At 41.2% G+C, this 25,010-nt stretch carries 13 protein-coding genes and 1 pseudogene; 11 read left to right on the top strand and 3 right to left on the bottom strand.

The features are described from left to right. Positions 1-13: 13 nt before the first annotated feature. Positions 14-1,963, bottom strand: a complete 1,950-nt coding sequence (locus H6541_05520) for a glycogen debranching enzyme family protein (protein MCB9015236.1) — start codon at positions 1,961-1,963, stop codon at positions 14-16. 490 nt (positions 1,964-2,453) lie between these two features. Here H6541_05520 and H6541_05515 point away from each other — a divergent pair, with 490 nt between their 5' ends. The 7 genes and pseudogenes from H6541_05515 (at position 2,454) to H6541_05485 (ending at position 14,440) form a co-directional block, all read left to right on the top strand. Then, complete coding sequence (locus H6541_05515) at positions 2,454-5,306, top strand: S9 family peptidase (GenBank protein ID MCB9015235.1); 2,853 nt, start codon at positions 2,454-2,456, stop codon at positions 5,304-5,306. Between the two features lie 185 nt (positions 5,307-5,491). Further along, entirely contained in the window at positions 5,492-6,181 is a 690-nt protein-coding gene (locus H6541_05510) for a cysteine hydrolase (protein ID MCB9015234.1), read from the top strand. 188 nt (positions 6,182-6,369) lie between these two features. Continuing rightward, positions 6,370-7,828, top strand: a pseudogene (locus H6541_05505) (N-6 DNA methylase). Positions 7,829-8,183: 355 nt separating this feature from the next. Beyond that, positions 8,184-9,047, top strand: a complete 864-nt coding sequence (locus tag H6541_05500) for a restriction endonuclease subunit S (GenBank protein ID MCB9015233.1) — start codon at positions 8,184-8,186, stop codon at positions 9,045-9,047. After that, positions 9,044-10,705: an AAA family ATPase gene (locus H6541_05495; GenBank protein MCB9015232.1), complete on the top strand. Its 1,662-nt coding sequence runs from the start codon at positions 9,044-9,046 to the stop codon at positions 10,703-10,705. The genes H6541_05500 and H6541_05495 overlap by 4 nt, the downstream gene beginning before the upstream one ends. 12 nt (positions 10,706-10,717) lie before the next feature. Further along, positions 10,718-13,108: a DEAD/DEAH box helicase family protein gene (locus tag H6541_05490; GenBank protein ID MCB9015231.1), complete on the top strand. Its 2,391-nt coding sequence runs from the start codon at positions 10,718-10,720 to the stop codon at positions 13,106-13,108. Positions 13,109-13,705: 597 nt separating this feature from the next. Next, positions 13,706-14,440: a TerC family protein gene (locus H6541_05485; GenBank protein MCB9015230.1), complete on the top strand. Its 735-nt coding sequence runs from the start codon at positions 13,706-13,708 to the stop codon at positions 14,438-14,440. An 86-nt stretch (positions 14,441-14,526) separates the two neighbouring features. Here the strand turns inward: H6541_05485 and H6541_05480 are convergent, their stop codons facing one another. After that, positions 14,527-18,621 (bottom strand): PAS domain S-box protein, encoded by a 4,095-nt coding sequence (locus H6541_05480; protein ID MCB9015229.1) that lies wholly within the window; start codon positions 18,619-18,621, stop codon positions 14,527-14,529. Positions 18,622-19,118: 497 nt separating this feature from the next. Between H6541_05480 and H6541_05475 the strand changes: the two genes are divergently transcribed. From H6541_05475 to H6541_05465, 3 genes are all read left to right on the top strand, one after another. Beyond that, complete coding sequence (locus H6541_05475) at positions 19,119-20,588, top strand: hypothetical protein (GenBank protein ID MCB9015228.1); 1,470 nt, start codon at positions 19,119-19,121, stop codon at positions 20,586-20,588. A gap of 124 nt (positions 20,589-20,712) precedes the next feature. After that, positions 20,713-21,249, top strand: coding sequence for a GNAT family N-acetyltransferase (locus H6541_05470; protein MCB9015227.1), 537 nt, complete (start codon positions 20,713-20,715; stop codon positions 21,247-21,249). Between the two features lie 34 nt (positions 21,250-21,283). After that, positions 21,284-22,462 (top strand): hypothetical protein, encoded by a 1,179-nt coding sequence (locus H6541_05465; protein ID MCB9015226.1) that lies wholly within the window; start codon positions 21,284-21,286, stop codon positions 22,460-22,462. A gap of 51 nt (positions 22,463-22,513) precedes the next feature. On the opposite strand, the gene sucD is transcribed toward H6541_05465, so the two are convergent. Beyond that, complete coding sequence (gene sucD, locus H6541_05460) at positions 22,514-23,386, bottom strand: succinate--CoA ligase subunit alpha (GenBank protein MCB9015225.1); 873 nt, start codon at positions 23,384-23,386, stop codon at positions 22,514-22,516. A gap of 142 nt (positions 23,387-23,528) precedes the next feature. Here sucD and mnmE point away from each other — a divergent pair, with 142 nt between their 5' ends. After that, on the top strand, positions 23,529-24,932 hold the full coding sequence (gene mnmE, locus H6541_05455; GenBank protein MCB9015224.1) for a tRNA uridine-5-carboxymethylaminomethyl(34) synthesis GTPase MnmE: 1,404 nt from the start codon (positions 23,529-23,531) through the stop codon (positions 24,930-24,932). The last annotated feature ends 78 nt before the right edge of the window (positions 24,933-25,010 follow it).

Raw genomic sequence — 25,010 nt, 5'->3', positions numbered from 1 at the left:
AATTTATCACATGCTAACGGGCAGAGCACTGCCTGATAAGCCAGTTAATCCTGAGCAGTTCGGCAACACTCCATGCCTGTGAAATTGCTCCGCCGGGTTTATGAGGCGGGTCACCGTCGTAAACTTCAGAAATGGTACCAATACCATGTTCCATCATGACTTCATTAAATCCCAGATACAATTCGGTAGCCAGCCCCAGCCCTGATTTGCCATGAATGGTCAGGTAACCTTCTATAAAATGCCCGAGAAGCCATGGATAAACTGCGCCCTGGTGGTAAGCCATATCGCGTTGGGTTTGATTTCCCGTATAAACGCCTTTGTAAAGCGGATTTTTGGGCGCCAGCGAACGAAGTCCGCGTTTGGTAAGCAATTCTGATTTTACCCGTTCAAGAATGCTATTGCGCATTTCTTCATTCAGCGGGCTGTAAGGCAGTGAAGTAGCAAAAACCATATTGGGTCTGACTGAAAAGTCTTTGTATTCACCATTGGTATAATCAGCCAGATAGCCCCGTTTGTCGTCCCAGAAATTATTGACAAATGCCTGAGGAAAAACTGCCGCAATATTTTTCCATTCATCCACAAATTCATCGTCACCAGCTTCGGTAGCAAGTTCAATGGCAAACATCATGGCATTATACCAAAGTGCATTGATTTCAACTGCATAACCAATACGCGGAGTGACCGGTTTACCCTCCACCACAGCATCCATCCAGGTAACTGCATACCCGTTTTCACCTGCATAAATCAGACTATTGTCGTGCATTTTAATATTATAGGCTGTTCCGGCACGGTAACCTTCCAGAATAGTTTTAAGTTTCTTGCCATATTCTTTCCAGATTTTGCGTGTGGTTTTTGTATAAATACCATACTGCTGCAGTGTCCAGAAGAACCAAAGGGGTGCATCGGCGGCATTATACTGGGCATACTCTCCAATACCCATATTGGGGAAAAGCGGCCCCCGCATTTCCTGAATAATATTGTCAATGGCTGCTTTTGCAACTTTAAATTCGCCGGCAACCAGTGCCAGGCCCGGCAATGCAATAAATGTATCGCGTCCCCAACGGCCAAACCACGGATAGCCTGCAATAATTTCAACCTTTTTACCACGCTTAACCACAAATTGCTGGGCAGCATTCAAAAGGCAATGCTCAAAACTGTTGCGGGGAACGCGGCGATCTATCTCACTATTGTAAAGTTTCTTTAATGATGCAGGGTTTACAGGTTCAATTCCAACAGAAAAATAGATACTCTCGCCTTTGGCAATGGGCATTTCAAAATAACCCGGTGTATATAAATCCTCCAAAAAGTCATATCCCCGCGATTTCTCCTTTATGTATTCAACATTGTAGTACCAATCAGGCACATGCACATAGTCAGGTTCTTTAGAAAACTGCATATGTAAGAAGGAATACCCTCTGTACATTCTGAGCTTTATTCCATGGTTGATAGCCTCGTAACTTGTATCAACATCATAATTGGCTTTACTGGTGGCATGAATGTTTCTGTATGCCAGAAATGGCCTGAATCTGATAATTGTGGGAGAATGTGCATCAACCAGGGTATACCTGATAATCATGCGCCCGTCTTTATGAGAAAACAGCATCTCTTTGGTAAATTCAATACCTCCAACCCCATATGTAAGTTTGGGAATAGGTTCGGTGGTGAAATCTTTCAGATATTTATGCCCCTTGGGCGAAAAATTTTCACCCTGATATTTACGTATTCCCAGATTAAACTCAGCATTGTGTTGAATCAGCGTTTCATCAAATGCCGATAACAATACATGGTTTCCACCATCAATGGCCGGTTGAGGAACAACAAGCAATCCATGGTATTTCCGGGTGTTACAATTGATGATTGTGCTGCTGGCATACGCACCTTCGCGACTGGTTCTCAATAGTTCCTTGGGTAAACTATACTCAAGATTAACCAGTTGATTTTTATCAAAATTTATATAACTCATATCAGCAACTTTGGCAATTTGATTGCTCTTTTTTTGAAGATGCAAATATACATCAATATATCTGTTTTAGGAAATGAGCTTAACCTGATACAAATCGCTTAAAAATCTTTTAAGGTCAGTTTCAAGCATCAAACAAGTCTGCGTGACGTTTGTTTGCGGGTTGTTTAAAAAAACAGTTTCCTTTATTTTTTTCCTGAAAATTTGACCACAAATACTTGAAATGATTCCTGTTTGTTTTATTTTCGTGCCGTAGCTTGTATAAGGATTTCTTTCCCTTTATTTTTCGACATTCATTTAATGTATTTTAACACATTGATTATTAAATCTATAACAAAACAAATACCTAAACAAGCTGCACAACTTCAGGTAATACCGGTGGTTCTGAATTATAAAATCCGGCTGAAGTCAACCTTTTTTTCCGGTCGGTTGTCATGATATTTTTTTTTGATGTTTACCTGACCGATTTAACGCAACTACAAAACCAACGCTCATGAAAACCTGTTTTTTTCCGCTTATAACCCTCTGCATAATTTACAATTTATTAACATTGAAAGCTGACGCCCAGTCACAAATTCCTCTTCATCAGGAAGCGTATGACAGCTGGAATAACTTGCAGGGGTCTCAAATCAGCAGCGATGGCCAATGGGTTAGTTTTGAATTAAATCCGCAGCTTGGCGATGGTAAACTAATTCTGTTTAACAATGCAAATCAAACAACCGATACCATTTACAGGGGCACTGAATCAGTTTTCTCGGCCGACAACAGCTTTATAGCCTTCAGAATCAAACCGCCTTATCAGGTTGTAAGAAAAGCTAAGCTTGACGGCAAAAAGAAAGATGAGCTACCCAAGGATTCATTGGGAATCATGGCTTTTAACAACAAATTATTCCGCTTTGCAGGGCTTAAGTCTTTCAGTTTGCCTGATTTTTCAGGCAACTGCATGGCAGCTTTGATTGAAACCCCCAGGCCAACTGTGGTGAAGGACACTTTAACGGCTGATTCAACTGTAAGTATAACTGAAAACAAATCATTAAAATCAGACAAAAAACCAATAGATAAAACCAAAAAGAAAGATAAAACCGAAACCTACACACTCAAGCTGGTTTACCCAACCGATAGTTTGATTTACTCGTGGGACAAAGTAACTTCTTTCATTTTAAGCGACAATGGCCGGGCTCTGGCTTTTGCATCCTATAACAATGACTCTGTTGCCAGGTCAGCCATTTATATTTTTAACACACAAACGCAAAAAGAGGAAAAAATATTCGACAACCCGGGCTATATCCGCAACCTTGCTTTTGACACCGCCGGTGCTCAACTGGCTTTTTTATACAGCAGCGATACCATCACGGCTAAACGCTACAAGCTGAATTATTACCATCAGCAAAGGCTGTTAACAGTGGCTGATACCAATTCGCCTGATTTACACCAGGGATACTGCCCCGGCGAAAACGGTAAAGTTTATTTTTCGCAGGATGGCAGCAGTCTCTATTTCGGCGCTGCTCCCACCCCACGACCCGAGCCGAAAGATACCCTGACCGATGATGAAAAGGCCAAAGTTGACATTTGGAACTGGCAGGACCCGCTGCTTCAACCTCAGCAACTTAAACAGCTCGAAAATGAAAAAAAACGCACATATCTTGCTGTTTTTCACCCTAAAACAGGCAAAACATTACAGCTGGCCGATGATTTAATTAAAAAGACAAGTACCGGTTACAAAGGTAACGGACGGTATTTACTTGGTTTTCATGAAGAAAGCTACCAAATTGAATCCTCATGGAAAGATGCAAACTACCGAGATGTTTATCTGATAGACACAGAAACAGGAAACCGGGAGTTGTTGCTTCAGAAACATGATGGCCCTGTAAGTTTAAGCACGTCGCAAAAATATCTGGCATGGTACAACAAAAATGACAGCCTGTGGTACACCATGAATCTGAAAAACCGCCGGCCTGTCAAACATACAGCAGGCGATAGCATTGCTTTTTATGATGCTATGCATGATGTACCGTCAGTGCCCGGCCCCGAAGGCTACGCAGGATGGACCAGCAACGACCGTCAGTTTGTTGTTTACGACAAATTTGATTTATGGGCTTTAGACCCGGAAGGGAAAAAGCCTGCCGTATCTCTTACAATGCAGGAAGGACGGAAGCAAAACACCATTTTTAGATATATTAACCTTGAGCCGGATTTGGAGCCTGTTGGTCTTGCCAATGGCGATATTTTTCTGTCATCTTTCAATAAAACAAACAAAAACGCAGGATTCTATCTTATCAGCAATCATCAAACCGGCAAACCAATCCGCCTGGCAGAAGGCCCGTATAAATACACTTCGCCTCAAAAAGCAAAAAACTGCGACACCATCATTTATACACGGGGGAATTTTAGTGAATATCCCAATTTATGGCGCAGCAGTCTGAGCCTGCAATCATCAGTTAAAATATCAGACGCTAATCCTCAGCAGAAAAACTACCTTTGGGGAAGTGTTGAACTGGTAAACTGGCTTATGCCAGATGGAAAACGTGCCGAAGGCCTGCTTTACAAACCTGCCAACTTTGATGCTCAGAAAAAATATCCGATGCTGGTTTACTTTTATGAAAGATATGCCGACCAGCTTCATCAGCACTATGTGCCCAAACCTTCGCGCAGTATCATCAGCCCCACCTATTGCAGCAGCAATGGCTATCTTGTTTTTATTCCTGATATCGCTTACCGCGATGGATATCCCGGACAAAGCGCCTATGATGCCATTATCAGCGGAACAGAAGCCATGATAGCCAAAGGTTTTGTTGATCAGCAGCACATGGGCATTCAGGGACAGAGTTGGGGCGGATACCAGACTGCCTGGATGGTAACGCGTACCAATTTATTCAAGGCTGCTATGGCTGGCGCTCCGGTAAGCAATATGACAAGTGCTTACGGAGGAATCAGATGGGGTTCAGGCATGGTCAGACAGTTTCAATATGAAGAAGGCCAAAGTCGCATTGGCGCCACTCTCTGGGAACGCCCTGATTTATATCTTGAAAACTCGCCGCTTTTCAAAGCCGATAAGGTTGAAACTCCGCTTTTGATTATGTCAAACGATGGTGACGGGGCTGTTCCCTGGTATCAGGGAATCGAACTTTTTACAGCCTTACGCCGACTTGAAAAACCGGCATGGCTGCTCAATTACAACGGCGATGAACACAACCTTGCCCGACGTGCCAACATGATGGACCTTGACAAACGAATGATGCAATTTTTTGATCACTATCTGAAAGGTGCTCCTGCACCTGAATGGATGACAAAAGGTGTACCGGCGGTAGACAAAGGAAAAGTAAACGGGTTTGCCCTGGAAAAATAATCATTTATGCTCTTCAGGTAATTTAAATGAAGTCACCTCAAATGAGCACTGCATCATCCGTAACAGTATGGCCGACTTGTGAGAAAAATAGCTTATATTAGTACCTGTCCTGGCCCACTGCCCGAAGGGTAAGGCCTTGTCCATTTCTATAATACTGACATCAACAATTATCCAAACGCCTGATAATGAAGAAAGTTTTATTATGGATTGCCCTATCCCTGATATTATTGGCAGGCGCAACGGCCGGTTATCTTTATGTTTTCACTCAAAAAGCCTGTAAAATATCAGAAGGGAGGCCAGTTGTACAAACATCACAACCCAGGGCAGCCATCATGGTAATTGACATTCAGGAAGGCATTACAGGTAAGGTTTCAAACCTTGAAGCCTATAAAATACTTGCCGATTCGCTGATATATAATGTCAACATCATTACGGCCGCTGCTGCCTGTAATGAGATTCCAATCGTTTACATTCGCAGCGAAGTAAGCGATGTAATCATCAATTTGCTGAACAGTTCCATGAAAAAAGGCAGTCAGGGTGTGGCGCTCGACAAACGGTTGAATGTTTCAGGCAATCATATTTTTTCAAAACAAAAAAACGATGCTTTCAGCAATCCGGAGCTTGACAGTTTTTTAATCAAAAACGGCATCAACCAGCTGTATATTACGGGCCTGGATGCAGCTAAATGTGTCAACAGCACAATTATGGCTGCGCAAAACAGGGGTTACAATATAGTTGTTATCGACGAGGCGGTGGTAGCCGATGACAAGATGATAAAAGAGCAAAAAATCAAAGAATTTAAAGAAACAGGTATCAAAGTCATCAGCCTGAATGAATTTTTAAATATCATGGCCGGGTGTTGTACACAATCGTAGTAAGACCGTGCGACAGTGAAAAATTTGCTGCAAAAAGACAAAGAAGAAAAACGATATAATAAACAGCCAACCCACAAAACTGAATCCTGATTTTTCAACGGGACAAAAGAGCAGTTTTTTTGCCACCGCACCAGTAGAAATTGGTACATTTGCGTTTATTGATAATGATTTTAAGACAGGATTAAATAATGTTTGAACAAACTTTTAAGAATATTGACGACATATTGCACAAAGATGCTGGTTGTGGAAGCGAATTAGATTATGTAGAGCAAACTTCGTGGGTATTGTTCCTGAAATATTTGGACGACTTGGAGCGTGACCGTGCCACAGCAGCCGAATTGACAGGTAAAACCTACACTACCATAATTGACAAAGAATATCAATGGAATAATTGGGCTGCCCCAAAAATTACAAACGGAAACGGAGCATTAAAAATTGACCATAACGCACTCACAGGCGATGACCTCACCGACTTTGTAAACAACAAACTGTTTCCATACCTCAAAAAGTTTAAACTTAGTGCCGAGAGTGCCGACACCATTGAATACAAAATTGGCGAGATTTTCAGTGAACTGAAAAACCGCATACAAAGCGGTTACAATTTGCGTGAAGTGATTAATCGTATTGACGAATTGCGTTTCCGTACCCATGCAGAAAAGCACGAAATGAGCCATCTGTACGAAGACAAAATCAAAAACATGGGCAATGCAGGGCGAAACGGTGGCGAATATTACACACCCCGACCGCTCATTACAACCATTGTAAAAGTGGTTGCCCCAAAAATTGGCGACAAAATTTATGACGGTGCAGTAGGTTCTGCGGGCTTCCTTTGTGAAGCGTTCGACTATCTAAAAAACAGTAAATCACTTTCTACCAAAGAAACCGAGATACTTCAAAAACGCACCTTTTACGGCAAAGAGAAAAAATCGCTGGCGTATATCATCGGCATTATGAATATGATTTTGCACGGCGTGGAAGCTCCCAACATCATACACACCAACACACTTGCCGAAAACCTTGCCGATATACAGGAAAAAGACCGTTATGATGTAGTGCTTGCCAATCCCCCATTTGGTGGAAAGGAACGTGCCGAAGTGCAACAAAACTTCCCGATTAAAACAGGCGAAACCGCTTCACTTTTTTTGCAGCATTTTATTAAAATTTTGAAAGCAGGTGGCAAGGCAGGTGTAGTAATTAAAAACACTTTTTTGAGCAATACCGACAATGCCACCGTTGCCATACGCAAAACTTTGTTGGAAAACTGCAATCTGCACACCGTTTTGGATTTGCCGGGTGGAACATTTACCGGTGCAGGAGTAAAAACCGTAGTGTTATTTTTTGAAAAAGGCAAACCCACGCAAAAGCTTTGGTTTTACCAGTTGAACCTCGACCGCAATTTGGGCAAGACCAATCCGCTCAATGTAAACGATTTGGCAGAATTTATAGCACTGCAAAAAACCTTTGCCGATAGTGAAAACTCATGGACAGTAAACATCAAAGACATTGACCAAAGTACTTTTGACCTGAGCGTTAAAAAACCCAACAAAAAAAAAAGAAGCAGCTCTTCGCCAACCGCAAGCCATTTTGGAAGAAATTAAAGCATTGGACGAAGAAAGTGCTGAAATTTTAAACTCAATTTTAAACTGATATGAAAAAAGGTTGAGAGAAAAAAATTAGGTGATATATGTGGTTTTGTGCGTGGACCATTTGGCGGTAGTTTGAAAAAAATAATTTTACAAGCCCGAAGGTTTACGCAGTTTATGAACAGCAACACGCTATTTACGATCCTGTTTGATGATATAAGATATTTCATTGATGAAAAAAAAAAGTGATTCAATGAAATGAAACGCTTTGAATTAAACTCGGGTGATATAATTATGAGCTGTTCTGGGAAATGGGTAAAATTGCTATTGTTCCTGAAAATATCAAAAAAGAATTATCAATCAGGCATTATTAAACTTACTCCATCTAAAAAATATCAACTGTATTTTTAAAATTATGGATGCAAAGTGAAAGCTTTCAAGAGAGTTTGAAAGAATATTCAGGTGGTGCAGCAATTCAGAATGTTGCCTCTGTTGCTATTTTAAAGCAAATTGAAATCCCCCTTCCATCTCTTCCCGAACAAAAACGCATTGTTTCCATTTTAGATGAAGCCTTTGCCGCCATAGCCAAGGCAAAAGCCAATGCCGAACAAAACCTCAACAACGCCAAAGAACTTTTAGATGTTTTTTTGCACAAATATTTCACCAACAAAGAAGAAGGATGGGAAGAAAAGAAATTAAAAGACGTTGCTGAATATTTTAATGGATTAACATATTCCCCTAAAGATGTAAGCGATAAGGGTATAATTGTTTTGCGTTCATCCAATATTCAAGATGACAAATTAGACTTTACCGACATTGTTCGTGTGACTTCTGCTGTGAAAGAGAAAATCATTGTTAGAGATGGGGATATTTTAATGTGCAGTCGAAATGGTAGTAAAAGATTGGTAGGCAAGACTGCTCCAATAGTTAATCTACCCGAACAAATGACTTTCGGAACATTTATGATGATAATCCGTAGCGAATACAACCCATACTTACTATGGTTCTTCAAATCATTAGACTTTAAAAAACAAATAAGTGGTGGAGAAAACACAATGATAAACCAAATAACAAGGTATATGCTTGATGATGTGATTGTATCTTTTCCCCCGATAGCAAAGCAATTAGAGATTGTTCAACAACTTGATGCGATTTACAACGAATCCCAAAAATTGGAATCAATCTACCAAAAGAAACTTACTGACTTAGAAGAACTAAAAAAATCAATCCTACAAAAAGCATTTGCAGGGGAAATGAAAACTGAAAAAGCATTGGCAGTATGAGAATTAGAAAAGTATGCATACAAGGTTTTCGTTCAATAAAAGAACCTTTGGAGTTAAATCTTGAACAGGTTAATGCTTTGATTGGTGCTAACAACTGTGGTAAAAGTAACATACTGAGTGCTATTTATAGAGTTCTTGGCAGAGATTGGGTAACCAAAAACACCTTCTTTGAAAATGATGTTTACAATGAAGATTACGACACAGATATTGTAATTGATTTTGAGTTTGATGAGCCATTTCAATATGAGCAATTCGTAGGTATTCCTGTTGAAATTCCCAAAGTCAGATTTTTTTATACCCGATACAAAAAGGGTGAAAATTCAGGAGAGAGAAGATTAGAGAAACAATGTTTGCAACTCAATGACAAACCAGTATTCGGTTTTAAATCAAGACCAAAAAAAGGTGAGCAGCCACAAATGGTTCCCTTAACAACAATTCCGCAAGAACTCCAAGAAGCATTTCCAGTTATTTTTATTGGCACTGATAGAAATTTAAAAAATCAACTTCCGAGTAGCAGAAATTCTATACTTGGCACATTGATGAAAGATATAAATGAAGATTTTGAAAATCCCGAAAACCTTATTGAAGTTGGAAAGGAAGGAAGCGGGAAAATGTTACCACGAATTGAAAGATTCAAGCAAGCCATTGATGAAGCAATAAGAACTTTAAGAACAGATGAATTTCTTGCTCTTGAAAAAGCAATAAAAGATAATGCCCTTAAACAACTCGGATTTAATCCTGAAACCGAAACAGACAAACTCGATTTATACTTTAATCCATTAAGTTCACTTGAATTTTACAAGTCGTTAGAAATTTACGTTAAGGAGCACGAATACAACATTAATGCAACAGAATTAGGAGCAGGTTTTCAAAATGCAATAGTATTGGCTATTCTTAAAGCATTTGAAGACAGAAAAAAGCAAGGTGCATTATTTTTAATCGAAGAACCTGAAATGTATTTGCATCCGCAAATGCAACGCTCTCTTTATAAAACTATCAGACAAATTGGTGAAACTAACCAAGTAATTTACATTACTCATTCACCACATTTTGTTACAATTCCCGAGTTCAATGAAATTGTAATTGTTTCAAAAAACAATAATGGTACACACATAAAAAAATCAACTCTTAAAACAAGTGATGCTCTTAGGAATAAGTTTAGAAAAGAATTAGACCCTGAACGGAATGAAATGTTCTTTGCAAGAAAACTACTTATAGTTGAAGGCGATACAGAAAAAATGGCTTTCCCAGAATTTGCAAAACGAATGGGAATTGATTTTGATGGTTTTGGTAGCACAATCATTGAAGTTGGTGGAAAAAGAAATTTGATTGACTTTGTTGAGTTAGCCATTTCTTTTGAAATACCAGTCGGCTTAGTTTACGATACAGATAGTTCAGACTTCAAAAAAGATGAAAAAGACGAAGAAGCAAAATATAACGAGCTTCTAAATTCATATGCAGCAAAGGGTGTTCAGGTATTTGTATTTGAAAAGAACTATGAAGATGAATGTAAAAAATTCTATACCGAAAAAATATACCAAGAGCATTGCCAAAATTTTGGCAGAAATAAAACTTTAAGAGCCAGACTGATGGCACAAGAAGAAACAATTCCAATCCCTGATTTTGTTCAACCAATAATCGATTGGCTTGGAAGCTAAAATATTAAGAAAATGAACGAAGCAGAAACAAGAGCAGAACTCATAGACCCAAAGCTAAAGGCTTGTGGTTGGGGCGTTGTGGAATGCTCTAAAGTCCTTCGTGAATATCACATAACGCAAGGGAAAATACAAACAGGCGGTGGGCGTGGTAAAAAAGAAATTGCCGATTATGTATTGGTTTACAAAGGCATCAAATTGGCGATTGTAGAAGCCAAAAGTGATGAACAGGAAGTTGGCGAAGGCGTAATGCAAGCGAAAAAATACGCCCAAAAACTTCAATTAGAAACCACTTACAGCACCAACGGCAAAGCCATTTACCAAATCTGCATGAAGACAGGCGAAGAAAGTTTAGTAACAGACTTTTTAAGCCCCGAACAACTTTGGAATAAAACATTTGCCGAGCAAAACAACTGGAGAGAACAATTTGCCAATGTGCCGTTTGAAGATAAAAGCGGAAGTTGGCAGTTAAGATATTATCAGGAAATAGCCGTTCAAAGAACCGTTGAAGCCATTGCCCAAAGCAAAGACAGAATTTTGCTAACCCTTGCAACAGGCACAGGAAAAACGGCAATTGCTTTTCAAATCGCTTGGAAACTGTTTCAAACTCGTTGGAATTTAAATAGAGACGGCAACCGCAGACCGAGAATTTTATTTTTAGCCGATAGAAATATTTTAGCAGACCAAGCCTACAATTCATTTTCGGCATTTCCAGAAGATGCTTTGGTGCGGATAAAACCCAACGAGATTAAGAAAAACGGTAAAGTGCCAACCAACGGCAGCATTTTCTTTACCATTTTTCAAACCTTTATGAGTGGCACAGATGCAGAAGAAAAACCTGCACCCTACTTTGGCGAATATCCAGCCGATTATTTCGATTTTATCATCATTGACGAGTGCCACCGTGGCGGAGCAAATGACGAAAGCAATTGGCGGGGTATTTTAGAATATTTCAGTCCCGCAGTGCAATTAGGTTTAACCGCTACACCCAAACGAAAAGACAATGTTGACACTTACCGTTACTTTGGCGAACCTGTTTATATCTATTCACTGAAAGAAGGTATCAATGACGGTTTCTTAACGCCATTCAAAGTAAAACGTATCAAAACAACTTTAGATGATTACCGCTATACTTCGGATGATACCATTGTGGAAGGAGAAATTGAAGAAGGTAAACTTTACGAAGAAAAAGACTTTAACCGCACGATTGAAATTGTAGAACGGGAAGCCAAACGAGTAAACATCTTTTTAGATGAAGCCAACCAAAACGAAAAGGCAATTATTTTCTGTGCTAATCAAGCACATGCTGCATTGGTTAGAGATTTGGTAAACCAAAATGCCAAAAGCAAAGACCCTTTTTATTGTGTTCGTGTAACCGCAAATGACGGAGAAGAAGGCGAAAGATTGTTACGTGAATTTCAGGATAATGAAAAAACATTGCCAACCATACTTACAACTTCACAGAAACTTTCCACAGGTGTTGATGCACGGAACATTCGTAACATCGTTTTGCTTCGCCCTGTCAATTCAATGATTGAGTTTAAACAAATCGTTGGACGTGGCACACGTTTGTTTGACGGCAAAGAATTTTTTACCATTTACGACTTTGTAGATGCCTACAAACACTTTTCAGACCCTGAATGGGACGGTGAACCAATAGAAGAAGAACCTTGTAAAATTTGCGGTCAAAATCCTTGCATTTGCGAGAAACAACCACCAAAACCTTGTCCGATTTGTGGTCAAAGACCTTGTATTTGTATAAGTGAACCGCCACCACCTTGTTACAAATGTGGTCAAAGTCCTTGCGTATGCAAGAAGAAAGTAAAAATCAAACTGCGAAACGGTAAAGAAAGAGAAATCAAACACATGGTTTCCACTTCGTTTTGGAGTGCAGACGGCAAACCCATATCAGCAGAAGAATTTTTAAATAATCTGTTTGGTGAATTACCTAAACTTTTCAAAGACGAAGAAGAATTACGAAAACTTTGGAGCAGTCCGATAACCCGAAGAATTTTATTAGAAAATTTAGATGCAGCAGGATTTCCCAAAGACGATTTACTGACTTTGCAAAAGTTGGTAGATATGGAAAAAAGCGACTTGTACGATGTATTGGAATACGTTTTCAATGGTGACTATATCGCAATGACCAGAGAAGCCAGAGCCAAAGCAGCCGAAGCGACAATTTTTGCCCTACTCAACGAAAAGCAAAAAGAGTTTATCACTTTCGTATTGAGCAAATACATTGAAACAGGAGTAGACGAACTCGACCAGGAGAAACTCCCAATCTTACTGACAAACAAATACCAATCATTAGAAGATGCCAAAGAAATTTTAGGAAACGTTGCAAACATAAGCAGACTGTTTATAGAATTTCAGGAACATCTTTACAAACAGAAAGTTGCATAATGACTGGAATAATGAAACATACAGCCCACGCTTCACAACTACACACAACTTGACCCGATTTTTGTTCGGGATTACCAGGTCGCTCAAAAAGCCAACCGCACGACCAATTTTTGCCATAAGTGAGAGCAGAGTCAAACTGGTTGAGCTATGCCGAGCGTAGCAAAAATCAGCGAAGCTAAAACTTTTCAAAGAGTGTATCTGTCCCAACCCACGGCAGACAAGGAGCGATGTAGCAAATTGAAAAAAAATAACAGGAATTAATAAAGGTCTGTTGGCAACAAACAATATAAAATACTGGGGTTTAAGTAGTTATTTGTACATTCTATCCCACATCAAGATCGGAGTAACTGAACAGGTTTGTAGCCCTCAATCCCCAACGATTTCATACCGCCATGCATTAGCTTCAAAGACTTATTGTTAGAACAAGTCCATCATGTATTCAAAATCTGGCCGGCCTTGTAATACGAAAGAAATGGCGAAGTTTATTTACGATTCCTGTCTGAAATAATTCAGCAACCGCTCTATCTTTGCATCCGGTTACATGACGATGACTTATGAGGTTATAAGTCATATTTCTCTTATTGATAATCAATTGATATGGCTGTTGAAATAATCTTATCACTGCTCACGCTGGTACTGCTTGAAATAGTACTGGGAATCGACAATATTGTATTTCTATCCATCCTTTCGGGAAAACTACCACATGAACAGCAAAAAAAAGCCAGGCGGTGGGGACTCATACTTGCCATGTTTCTGCGTTTGGGACTTTTATCGGTTATCACTGTAATTATGCAACTGAAAAACGAATTGTTCACCCTTTTCGGACATGGATTTTCAGGCAAAGATCTGATACTGATTGGCGGCGGACTATTTCTTCTTTTCAAAAGCACCTCTGAAATTTACCACAAAATGGAGGGCGAACACGGCGACATTTCGAGCAATATCAGAAAAATAACATTTGCCAATATACTGATTCAGATTTTGATCATGGACATGGTTTTCTCACTTGACTCCATCATTACAGCTGTTGGTATGGCCAGGCATTTGTGGGTAATGTTTGCGGCAGTCATTATTTCGGTAGGCATTATGTTGTTTGCTGCAGAGCCCATCAGCAAATTTGTAAATACCCATCCAGCTTTCAAAATGCTGGCATTGGCCTTTCTGCTACTTATAGGGTTTTCACTGATGAGCGAAGGTTTTGGCATTGAAATTCCGAAGGGATATATCTATTTCTCTATGGCTTTTTCGCTGCTGGTAGATGTATTGCAAATGCAGATGAATAAGAAGGATCTCCCTCCGGTGGAAACCCGTGAGCATTATACTGAAAAATAAAAGCTTTACGCCAGGCCGGCGGGTTCTTTTACGGTAAAAACAGGCTGTCCTGTTTTAAGCGCGCCAATTTCAGCGGCAGTCATCCATTACACATCGGCTTCGTGCAGGTATCTGTCAAGTATTTCGAGCAGATTTGCGGCCTTAACAGGCTTGGTTATATAATCATCACAACCGGCATTGAGTGCTTTTTCCTTATCGCCGCCCAGCGCATAAGCAGTAACAGCAACCACCGGAAGATGCGGGCGCATAATCTTAATAATGGAAGTGGCCTGATACCCGTCCATTTCAGGCATTTTCATATCCATCAGCACCAAATCAATTTCAGGATTATTTTTACAGGCTTCAATGGCTTCTATACCATTTTCAACATGAATAATGTGATAATTCTTTCTTTTCAGAATGGCTTCGAGCAGCTGATAATTTGCGTACACATCTTCCGCAACAAGCAGCGTTTTTTCTCTTCCATGATGACCCGATACTGAGATTGCCTGTTCGGTAGATTCGGCAGGGCCCTCTGTTTTGGGTGAAACAGGTTCGTAAGGAATGGAAAAATAAAAAGTTGAACCTTTGCCTGCCGAAGACTCAAGCCAGATTTCGCCACCAAGCAGGTTTACATAGGCTTTGGTGATAGCCAGGCCCAGTCCGTTACCGCCATATTCCTTGGTAAGGCTGCTATTGGCCTGCCTGAATCTTTCAAAAATCACATTATGAAGCTCAGGAGCGATGCCAATTCCTGTATCGGAAACATAAAATTCGAGCATCTGTTTCTGCCTGCTCACACCAAATTCAACCACGCCCTTATCAGTAAACTTCAGGGCATTCCCAATCAGATTTGTCATTATTTGCATAAGCTTGGTTTCATCTGTTTTGATAATAGCTTCGTCATTACTCAGCAATGTTTTAAAATTCAGCATCAATTGTTTGGATGCACTTTGTATTTTAAACTGTGTAAACATCAGGTCAAGCATGGCGTTAACGTCTACGGCAACCGATCTAACTTTTTCCTGACCAGCTTCAATGGTGGCAATATTTATGATATCGTTGATAATGGAGAGCAACTGCTGACCATTCTGTTCAATGATACGATGGAAATATTGTTGTTCATCAGCATCAATATCAGGGTCGTTTAAAAGACTGGTAAAACCCAGGATTCCATTCAGGGGAGTTCTGATTTCGTGAGACATATTGTTCAGAAATGCAGTTTTCAGTCGATCACTTTCCTCTGCCTTGGCCAAAGCAACCAGCAAATCCTGCTCTGTCATTTTTCTCTGAATGGAAAGGCTTATCTGATGAGAAATAAATTCAAGCATTTCAACATCTTTTTGTGAATAAGCCTGAGGATTATTATAGCTCTGCACTACAATTGCCCCAATGGCCTTATCATTTACCAGCAAAGGAACGCCCAGCCAAATCTGGCAATCCTGTCCGTATGACATAATTACCCCTTCTTTTTCGAGCTTTCCAAAAGTCTCCATATCAGCCAGGAGCGATTTTTTGTTTTTAATCACATAACCGGTAGCCGATTTTTCGGCAGGCCAGGGCTCCGAAACATCCTTCTCATCTTTAAAAAACGGAGTAGTTAACATATCCGTTTCTTCATCGTAGAAGGCGATAAAGAAGTTGGTTGTATCGACCAATGTGCTTAATTGCTCCCAGATAATTTTGAAGAGTTGCTCCAAGTCATTGGTAATCAGCACTGCGTTAGAAATCTGAAATAAAACCCTTTGGATTTTTTCAGCCCGGCGACGTTCGGTAATATCATGACCAATACCCACCAGTCCGTTTACTTCGCCCTGTTCATCAAACAGTGGAATTTTTGACGTAAGCAGCCATCGCGGCCGGCCTTCGGCATCGGTTACATCATTTTCGCTGTCGATCAAAGGCTGCCCCGATTGAATCACTTTTAAATCATCTTCGTGTCCGCGGGTTCCTTTCTCAACACCGAATAAATCGATATCTGTCTTACCCAAAGCCATTGACTCATCCGGGATTCCCAAAAACTTCAGGTCGGCCCGGTTGGCTACAATTTTGCGGCAATCATTATCTTTAAAATAAATGGTATCGGGCAAATTATCAATCAGGGTTCGCAGCAGGCGTCTTTCGCGATGAACTGCATCTTCGGCCAGTTTGCGGTCAGTAATATCAACGGCTGAAATCAAGCCACCCATTTTCCCGTTAAAAAGCAGGGATCGTCCGCTCAGGAACACCCATTTTTCTTCGCCGATTTTTGTACGGATTTTAAACTCATATGATGGAGTAGTTGAAATGCCGGTTTGCCGCTTTTGACCTCTTTCTTTCACCATTTCGCGGTAATCATCGGCAGCAATATTCCAGAAATTCATTTGATTCAGTTCCTCGGCTGAATAACCCGTAATGCGCTCTCCGGCCGGATTGGCATAAACCCAGTGGTCGTCCTGATAAATCATAATGGCATATGGAGCCGACTCGGCCAGGGTGCGAAATTTATCTTCACTTTCTTTCAGCGCCTCAATGGCCTTTTTTGTAGCAGACACATCTCGGCCGAACACCACTAAGCCTTTACGGCTACCATCACTGTTGAACAAAGGTGTTTTAATGGTTTCAAATATTCTGATATTGCCTTTGGCATCGGGAATATATTCATCCTGAATCAGTACAGAGCCCTTTGCCCATGCCTGTTCATCGGATTTCTCACAATTCATAAAAGCCTCATAGTATGCTTTATGCGTAAATTCAGCCAGTTCTGAATCTTTTTTCAGGTAATAATCAACATCTGTTAATTCAAACAATTCGAGGTCGGCCTGATTGGCCTGCAACCACCGGCCACTACCGTCTTTAAAGCAGATGATATCCTGGGTTCCGTTGATCACCGAAAGCAATTGCTCTTCCTTGAGCCTCAGGGCCTCTTCGGCCTGTTTGCGTTCCGAAATATCTTCATGCTGAATAATCACATTAAGCAACTTCCCATCTTTATCCAGAATAGGATAAGCTTTATTGACAAACCAGGCCTGCTTATCAGAACTGCATTTAAGGTTTAGTTTACGGGCCTCCAAACCTATATCAAAAAAAATCTCCCACTCTTCAATGCAATGATTGTTAAATACATTTCTGAGTTGATCTTCATTTCCATCAAGGAATACTTTTCCTTCTCTGAAAATATTGTTTTTCTTGCCTTCAATATCCTCAGCAGCAACCCCCAGCATTTCACAAAACTTAGGATTCACCCTTAAGCACCATCCATCGGGGTCTAAAATCTGGGTACTGGTTGATGATTGTTCAAATACCTGTTCAAAAAACCTGCGCTCCCGCTCAAGTTCTTCTTCAATTTTTTTCCTTTCGGTAATATCTCTTACAAAGGTTTGAAAAGTTCCATCAGGCATTGCCCGTGAGTTCATTTCAATGGTAACCTGTGTCTTGTCTTTTCTTATTATCTGCCTTTCATTTCTTACTGTTTCACCGGCAAGAAGCCTTTCGTACATTAAAGGATTTTTCTGAAGTTCATCCTTTGAAAAAAGCTTACTGATATTGAAACCTAGCAACTCCGCTTTGCTATAGCCCGTAAGCTCGCAAGCCTTATTGTTCACTGTAATCAGGTTTCCTTGGGTATCTCCCTGAAAAAAAGCATCTGTAGCAAGATCCAGCAGCATCCTGAATTTTTCTTCACTCACCCTTAACGCCTGCTCAGCATTTTTTCTTTTGGTTATTTCTCTGAAATTAAAAACAATAGATTCAAGGCCGGGGGTATTCAGTTTATTGGTCAAAGTACTTTCAATCCATTTCCAGCTGCCATCGCTTGATTTAAAACGGTAATCAACCACCCTGATAAGTGATGGATCGTTCATAATAGCCACCAATGCTTCCAACACATGAGGCAAATCTTCAGGATGCGTACTTTCCAGTGTATCAATACTGGTTATCTGCGTTGAATCATAGCCAAAAATGCGGCGCGCTGACGGGCTGGCATATTTAATCTTACCTTCCTCCGTAATTAATGTAATGCCGTCAGGGGCATTTTCAATCAAAAGCTCTGAATTAAACCTTCCGCTCTCAGTATTACTTGTCTCAAACAGCTTTCTGAGTTCTTCATTTTGTCCTTCAAGCTGTGCAATTTTCAATTGCATTTCCTCCAGCTTCAACTGCAATTCCTCTGCAGTTACCGACATATTTTTTTTACTACTTCTCAGATTGTTTGTTTCTCCCATTATCCCTTTTGCATAAAAAGTGTTACGCTGAAATCATTTTCTGCTTCGAAATCATTCAAAATCTTAACCTTATCCAACCCAAAGCGAATGCCTCAGACATCATTATCCGTTGGCCAATATTTCATCTGAAGATCAAATAACCGGATGTCGTTAAACCCATGGTAAAGTAAATTAAAAAACTAAAACAGACTAAGTCGTTTAACAAAAAAAATTACTTCTTTTGAATCTGCCTGTTCTGAAGCCACGCCAATGCTATACATTATCAGCCTTAAGGCCTTCATTCATTGCTATTTGACCATACTGAACAAAGGTGATGAAAATAACAACAACATGACGAAAGCAAACAAAACTGCCCGCGCGATTGGCCTGCCCATGTGCCCGGCAATAAAAGGCAGGCATAAACAAAACAGAAGAACTGCACAATGATTGAAACAATAAAATGCAAGCATACCCGTAATATAAGCGGAATACCTATCTTTGACCCAATAATATCCAAGATGAAAAATAAGCTGCTTCTGTTTCTCTTTTTTGGTGCATCAATAGCCATGATTTTCTCCGGCACATCGTGTATCAAAGAAGATAAAATTGACACCAACCCATCGCTTAAGCTATCCTTTTCGGCCGATACCGTATTATTCGACACCGTATTTACCAGTGTGGGATCTGCTACGCAATCGTTTCTTATTTACAACCCGTCTGACGATAAAATTATCATCAGTTCCATCAGACTGGCACGGGGAAATCAATCGCCATTCAGGTTTAATGTCGACGGCAATGCAGGGATTGAAGTCAATGACCTGGAGATTGCCGGCAAAGACAGTGCATTTGTGTTTGTGAAGGTAACCATTGATCCCAATCAGGCCAATTCACCATTGGTTCAAACCGACAGCCTGGTATTTTCAACCAACTCCAATTTGCAGGATGTTAAACTTATTGCCTGGGGTCAGGACGCCTATTTTTATAAAAATGGAATTATTGGCAGCGACTACATTTTTACTGCAGATAAACCTCATGTAATTTACGGATATCTGGCTGTTGATTCACTATACACCCTCACGGTGGAAGCCGGTGCCCGTGTGCATTTTCACAGCGGCGCAATTTTGCTCATATACCGTGATGCTTCGCTTAAAGTTAACGGAACCAAAGAAAACCCTGTCATTTTTGAAGGCGACAGGCTGGAAGATTACTACAAGGATATTCCCGGCCAGTGGGGCAGAATCTGGCTTTATGCCGGCAGTATCAACAACGAAATCAATTATGCCATCATCCGTAACGGTGAAGTGGGCATACATGCCGACACCACCGGAAATTCAGCAAACCCTACCCTGCGCTTATCCAACACGCTGATTTACAACATGAGCGGAGCCGGCATTCTGGGGCAAGGCACCTCCATTGAAGCGGCTAACTGTGTAATTGGCAACTGCGGCGGCCGTTCAGTTATGCTTAGCCTCGGCGGAAACTACGATTTCAGACACTGCACTATCGGCAATTTCTGGAACAACTCTTATCGCAGAGAAACAGCCTTGCTGCTCAACAATTACTATTTCGACACTGCCTACAATGTGCATCTCAGACCTCTTGAAAAAGCTTACTTCGGCAATTGTATTATCTATGGCGATAAAGACGAAGAAATCCAGCTTGACCAGCATAGCTCTGGTGGTGTTTTCAATTACAGCTTCGAAAACTGCCTGCTTAAAACCAAACTCAACTTTGCCGATTATCCATTGATAACCAATTGTTTAAAAAACGAAGACCCCTGGTTTACCGACCCTGAACTGGCCAAATTTCAACCTGATACGCTCATTTCAGCTGTTATTGACAAGGGCTCTGCAACTGTTTTGAACGATGCTTTTATCAATCTTTCGGTTGACATTGATGGCCACAGCCGGCTGAACGATAACGCCCCCGACATTGGTGCTTATGAATTTCAGGAAGCCGCATTGCCCGGAAGAATGCGTAAAAAATAATTTACAGTCAGCTTTAAACAGTAATTTGCCCAAAAAGTCCGGCTCTAATGATGAAACGGCTTTTTTCTATTCAGCGGAATAGCGGTATTTGAATAAGTGCACACACTGGCTCAGTTGAAATGAAATGATAAATTATCTCAGCCTGACAAAGACCAATTCATCTGCACACCCTGACTTTATCAGATGCCTGGAGCTGTATCATCAGGCCTTCCCTCCTGATGAACGCCGGCCCACAGATGCATTGACGGCACTGCTTGCCCAACAGGCCTTTTCATTCTATACCATCAGCCTGAACAAAAACCTGGCAGGTTTTATAACATGTTGGAATTTCAGCCAATTCGCCTTTATTGAGCATTTTGCCATTTTTCCTGAGATGAGATCTGCTGGAACCGGCAGCCTTGCCTTGCAAAAAATACTGCATAAACAAACCCTGCCCGTCATTCTTGAGGTTGAACTACCTGACAGTACAGAAGCCGTAAAACGAATTCGTTTTTATGAAAAAAACGGCTTCCACATTCTAAGTAAACAGTATATTCAACCAGCTTACAGTCGCGAAAAAAAGCCCGTAGAGGCGTGGTTAATGGGCAATCAACAGCCCGGCACGCTGCAACTGAATAATTTTGTAAAACATTTACATACAGAGGTCTACCCAATTATTTGATTGTTTTTTAATCACATAACCTGAAAAATCTGAGATGAAACACCAGCTTTACCTGTCAGCGATTTTTGTTACGCTGATTCAATGCTTATCACAAACATTGTTTGCACAAGAAGAGCTCGACTCGAAACTGGTTTCACGACAGATAAGTTGTGAAGACATCAGTGAAAACAGCGCCGGCTATATCGTCCACTATTTTGAAAACAACAACATGGACTCGTGCAGCATAATTTTAGACTATTGGTCGAAAAAATGCGGATATACCGAACCGGTTTCCAGGGCAAACATGATGCTGGCCCTGGCCATGCACGATTATACAGACTATATGGTCACTGATTACTACTTTAACAATCTGTTGATTTTTAACTACCGGAATGAGTTAATCAGGAGCAAAAAACAACAACAGCATTCCTTTCTCAGTCAGAATTACGACTATGTGCCCTTAGGGAAGCGGTTCGACACATGGACTTCTGAATTGGCCACTTCACTCATTCACGAATATGAGCCCGGAACGGCCGGATACCTGTTAAGCTTATTTTACTCGGGCCAATGTGATACAGTCTTCCGTTTGCTCAAGGCTGAGCCTTATAAAAGCACTGCTCCTGGCCGAATTTACGACAGTCTGGTGATGAATGCCCTCAGGATTCCCGAGCTGGTATACCATCTGTACACTGGTTTATGGATACCAACGGGTAAACTATCAGCAATGGGAGTGCATCCACTGATAGGGTTCGGACTTGGGGTAAAATCAAACAAAAACGAATACAGCCTGATGGTTGACTTTAAATTTTTGAATACACCCGAATACTATCAGGCCAAACGAACAAAAAATGGTGAAACCTTGCTCACCAATCACTTTTTCGGAGGATATATTGGTTTTGAATATGCCCGTGACCTCATTCAGCTTCCGGCCCACGAATTGTTTTACACCATGGGTGTAGCTTTCGATGGGTTCGATATGTTTGAAGAAGATACAGACTACGATCTGAAAGCCTCATCGGCCAACAGCTTCAATTTCAATATCGGCGGCGGTTACAGGCTGGCCATTAACCAAAGCTCATGGATTGGCATTCAGGGACGTTACCATGTGGTTGATTACACACTAAACGACCGTTTTTTTCTGAAAGGACACACTGCGACCATCCGGTTGTCATATGCCTGGCGGCTCAACCAATATAAAAATCAGAGATTACAACTGTTGCATTACTCCAGATAAAAAAAAACCACATCAAAAAATGTGGCTTTTATATCAACAAAGGGAATTAAGTTATTTCCCCAATAGTTCAAGCATTTTAGCACCAATTTCGGCAGGAGAATCAACCACATGCACGCCACAATTGCGTAAAATCTCCTTTTTGGCTTCGGCCGTATCACTTTCGCCACCAACAATAGCACCGGCGTGTCCCATGGTTCGTCCTTTAGGAGCAGTGGCACCGGCAATAAAGCTCACCACAGGTTTGGTCCCATTTTCTTTTATCCAGTAACCAGCTTCAGCTTCCATACCGCCACCAATTTCGCCAATCATTACAATACCTTCGGTTTCAGGATCGGCCATAAACAGTTCAACTGCATCGCGCGTGGTAGTGCCAATAATCGGATCGCCGCCAATACCAATGGCAGTGGTCTGACCCAGACCTGCTTTGGTAAGCTGATCAACGGCTTCGTAGGTTAAGGTGCCCGAACGGCTGACAATACCAACCCTGCCCTTTTGATGGATAAAGCCCGGCATAATCCCAATTTTGGCTTCGCCCGGAGTGATAATTCCCGGACAATTGGGTCCGATAAGCCTGCAATCGTGACCTTTCAGGTATTCTTTGGCCATCATCATATCTTTAACCGGAATGCCTTCGGTAATACACACAATAACCTTAATGCCGCCTTCAGCAGCTTCCATTACTGCATCAGCAGCAAATGCAGGTGGAACAAAAATAATAGAAACATTGGCACCAGTGGCTGCAACAGCCTCGGCAACAGTATTGAAAACAGGTTTGCCTAAATGATACTTACCTCCTTTGCCGGGAGTAATACCACCTACTACATTGGTCCCGTATTCAATCATTTGCGAAGCATGAAAAGTACCTTCAGTGCCTGTAAAACCCTGCACAATTACTTTTGAATCTTTGTTAACAAGTATACTCATAAGGTTATGGCTTTATGTGTCATTCGAATTTTTGAATCTAACAAGGAAAAAAGCCTAATTTTGTTCAATCATTCTGAAAAAAATGCTTATTTTTAAGCATTCTGTATAATCCTGCGGTAAAAATAGAAAAAAACTGATTCCGATGAACCCTTCATTTTTTAATAACAACGACACCATTTGCGCACTTTCAACACCTGCAGGTTCAGGTGCCATTGGTATTGTCAGGCTGTCAGGCCCTGAAGCCATCAGCATTTGCGACAGTCTTTTTCAACCTAAAAATGCAGGTTTCAGATTGGAAAAGTCTGGTTCCCATACTGTTCACTTTGGCAGAATTCACGATGGAGAAACCCTGATCGACGAAGTGCTCGTTTCGGTTTTTCTTCAGCCCCACTCCTACACCGGACAAAATATTGTGGAAATTTCATGTCATGGCTCTGTTTATATACAGCGCAGAATTATTGAATTGTTGCTCACCCATGGTGCAAGGCTTGCCGAACCCGGAGAATTTACGCTCAGGGCTTTTATGAATGGCAAGTTTGATTTGTCGCAGGCTGAAGCTGTGGCCGATCTGATTGCTTCAACCTCTGAAGCTTCGCACCGGCTGGCCATAAACCAGATGCGGGGTGGCTTTTCATTGAAAATAGGAGAACTCAGGGCCCGCCTGATTGATTTCGCCTCACTGATTGAGCTGGAACTTGATTTCAGCGAAGAAGATGTTGAATTTGCCGACAGAACTGCTCTTCGGGGCTTATTAACAACAATTAAGGCCGAAATAGAAAGCCTGAAATCGAGTTTTGCACTCGGCAACGTGATGAAACATGGGATTCCGGTTGCCATTGCCGGCAAACCCAATGTTGGAAAATCAACCCTTTTAAATGCCCTGCTGAACGAAGAACGGGCACTCGTTTCTGAAATCCCGGGAACCACCCGCGATGCCATTGAAGATACCATTAATATTCAAGGCATTACTTTCAGATTTATTGACACTGCCGGGCTTCGCCATACCGACGATACCGTCGAAAATATGGGCATTGAACGTACTTTCGACAAAATGAATCAGGCGTCGGTGGTTTTGTATGTGTTTGACATTACCTCTACTACCGAAAAAGAGATTGACGCAGCCATTGCCGAAATCCGCGAACAACTGGAAGACTCTGAAAAACAAATTATTCCGGTTGCCAACAAAACCGACATGCTGATGGAAGCCCCCCACTCATTCAAAAAGCTTGTTGAACTGGACACGCTCTTTATTTCGGCCAAACGCAGCGAAAACATCAATCTTATTGTGGAGCGGCTTTTAAAAACAGCACATACAGGTGAAACCAACGATCAAACGATTGTTTACAGTCTGCGGCATTTCGAAGCGCTTTCGCGCGCAGCCCAAAGCATCGAAAGCATCGAACAGGGTTTTGCCGAAGGCGTCCCTTCCGATTTAATCGCCATTGATATCCGCCAGGCGCTTCACCATCTGGGCTCAATCACAGGCGAAGTCACTACCAATGAGATACTTGGCAATATCTTTGGCAAGTTCTGTATCGGTAAGTAACAGGCTTCAATCCGGCAGGATGCACACTTCTGATTATGTTACTTATTTTCGCAAACTTCTATTCTGATGGCGAATTGA

It is taken from the genome of Lentimicrobiaceae bacterium, from assembly GCA_020636745.1.
Classification (GTDB): Bacteria; Bacteroidota; Bacteroidia; order Bacteroidales; family Lentimicrobiaceae; genus Lentimicrobium.
Note: the sequence above shows the minus strand (reverse complement) of the source record. Positions and strands in the feature narration are given on the sequence as shown.

Excerpts from the sequence above, each read along its gene's own strand:
- H6541_05475 (MCB9015228.1), top strand. The coding sequence starts at position 19,119 with ATGAAAAATAAGCTGCTTCTGTTTCTCTTTTTTGGTGCATCAATAGCC.
- H6541_05480 (MCB9015229.1), bottom strand. The coding sequence starts at position 18,621 with ATGGGAGAAACAAACAATCTGAGAAGTAGTAAAAAAAATATGTCGGTA.
- H6541_05490 (MCB9015231.1), top strand. The coding sequence starts at position 10,718 with ATGAACGAAGCAGAAACAAGAGCAGAACTCATAGACCCAAAGCTAAAG.
- H6541_05520 (MCB9015236.1), bottom strand. The coding sequence starts at position 1,963 with ATGAGTTATATAAATTTTGATAAAAATCAACTGGTTAATCTTGAGTAT.
- H6541_05515 (MCB9015235.1), top strand. The coding sequence starts at position 2,454 with ATGAAAACCTGTTTTTTTCCGCTTATAACCCTCTGCATAATTTACAAT.
- mnmE (MCB9015224.1), top strand. The coding sequence starts at position 23,529 with ATGAACCCTTCATTTTTTAATAACAACGACACCATTTGCGCACTTTCA.
- H6541_05485 (MCB9015230.1), top strand. The coding sequence starts at position 13,706 with ATGGCTGTTGAAATAATCTTATCACTGCTCACGCTGGTACTGCTTGAA.
- H6541_05470 (MCB9015227.1), top strand. The coding sequence starts at position 20,713 with ATGATAAATTATCTCAGCCTGACAAAGACCAATTCATCTGCACACCCT.
- H6541_05510 (MCB9015234.1), top strand. The coding sequence starts at position 5,492 with ATGAAGAAAGTTTTATTATGGATTGCCCTATCCCTGATATTATTGGCA.
- sucD (MCB9015225.1), bottom strand. The coding sequence starts at position 23,386 with ATGAGTATACTTGTTAACAAAGATTCAAAAGTAATTGTGCAGGGTTTT.
- H6541_05500 (MCB9015233.1), top strand. The coding sequence starts at position 8,184 with ATGCAAAGTGAAAGCTTTCAAGAGAGTTTGAAAGAATATTCAGGTGGT.
- H6541_05465 (MCB9015226.1), top strand. The coding sequence starts at position 21,284 with ATGAAACACCAGCTTTACCTGTCAGCGATTTTTGTTACGCTGATTCAA.
- H6541_05495 (MCB9015232.1), top strand. The coding sequence starts at position 9,044 with ATGAGAATTAGAAAAGTATGCATACAAGGTTTTCGTTCAATAAAAGAA.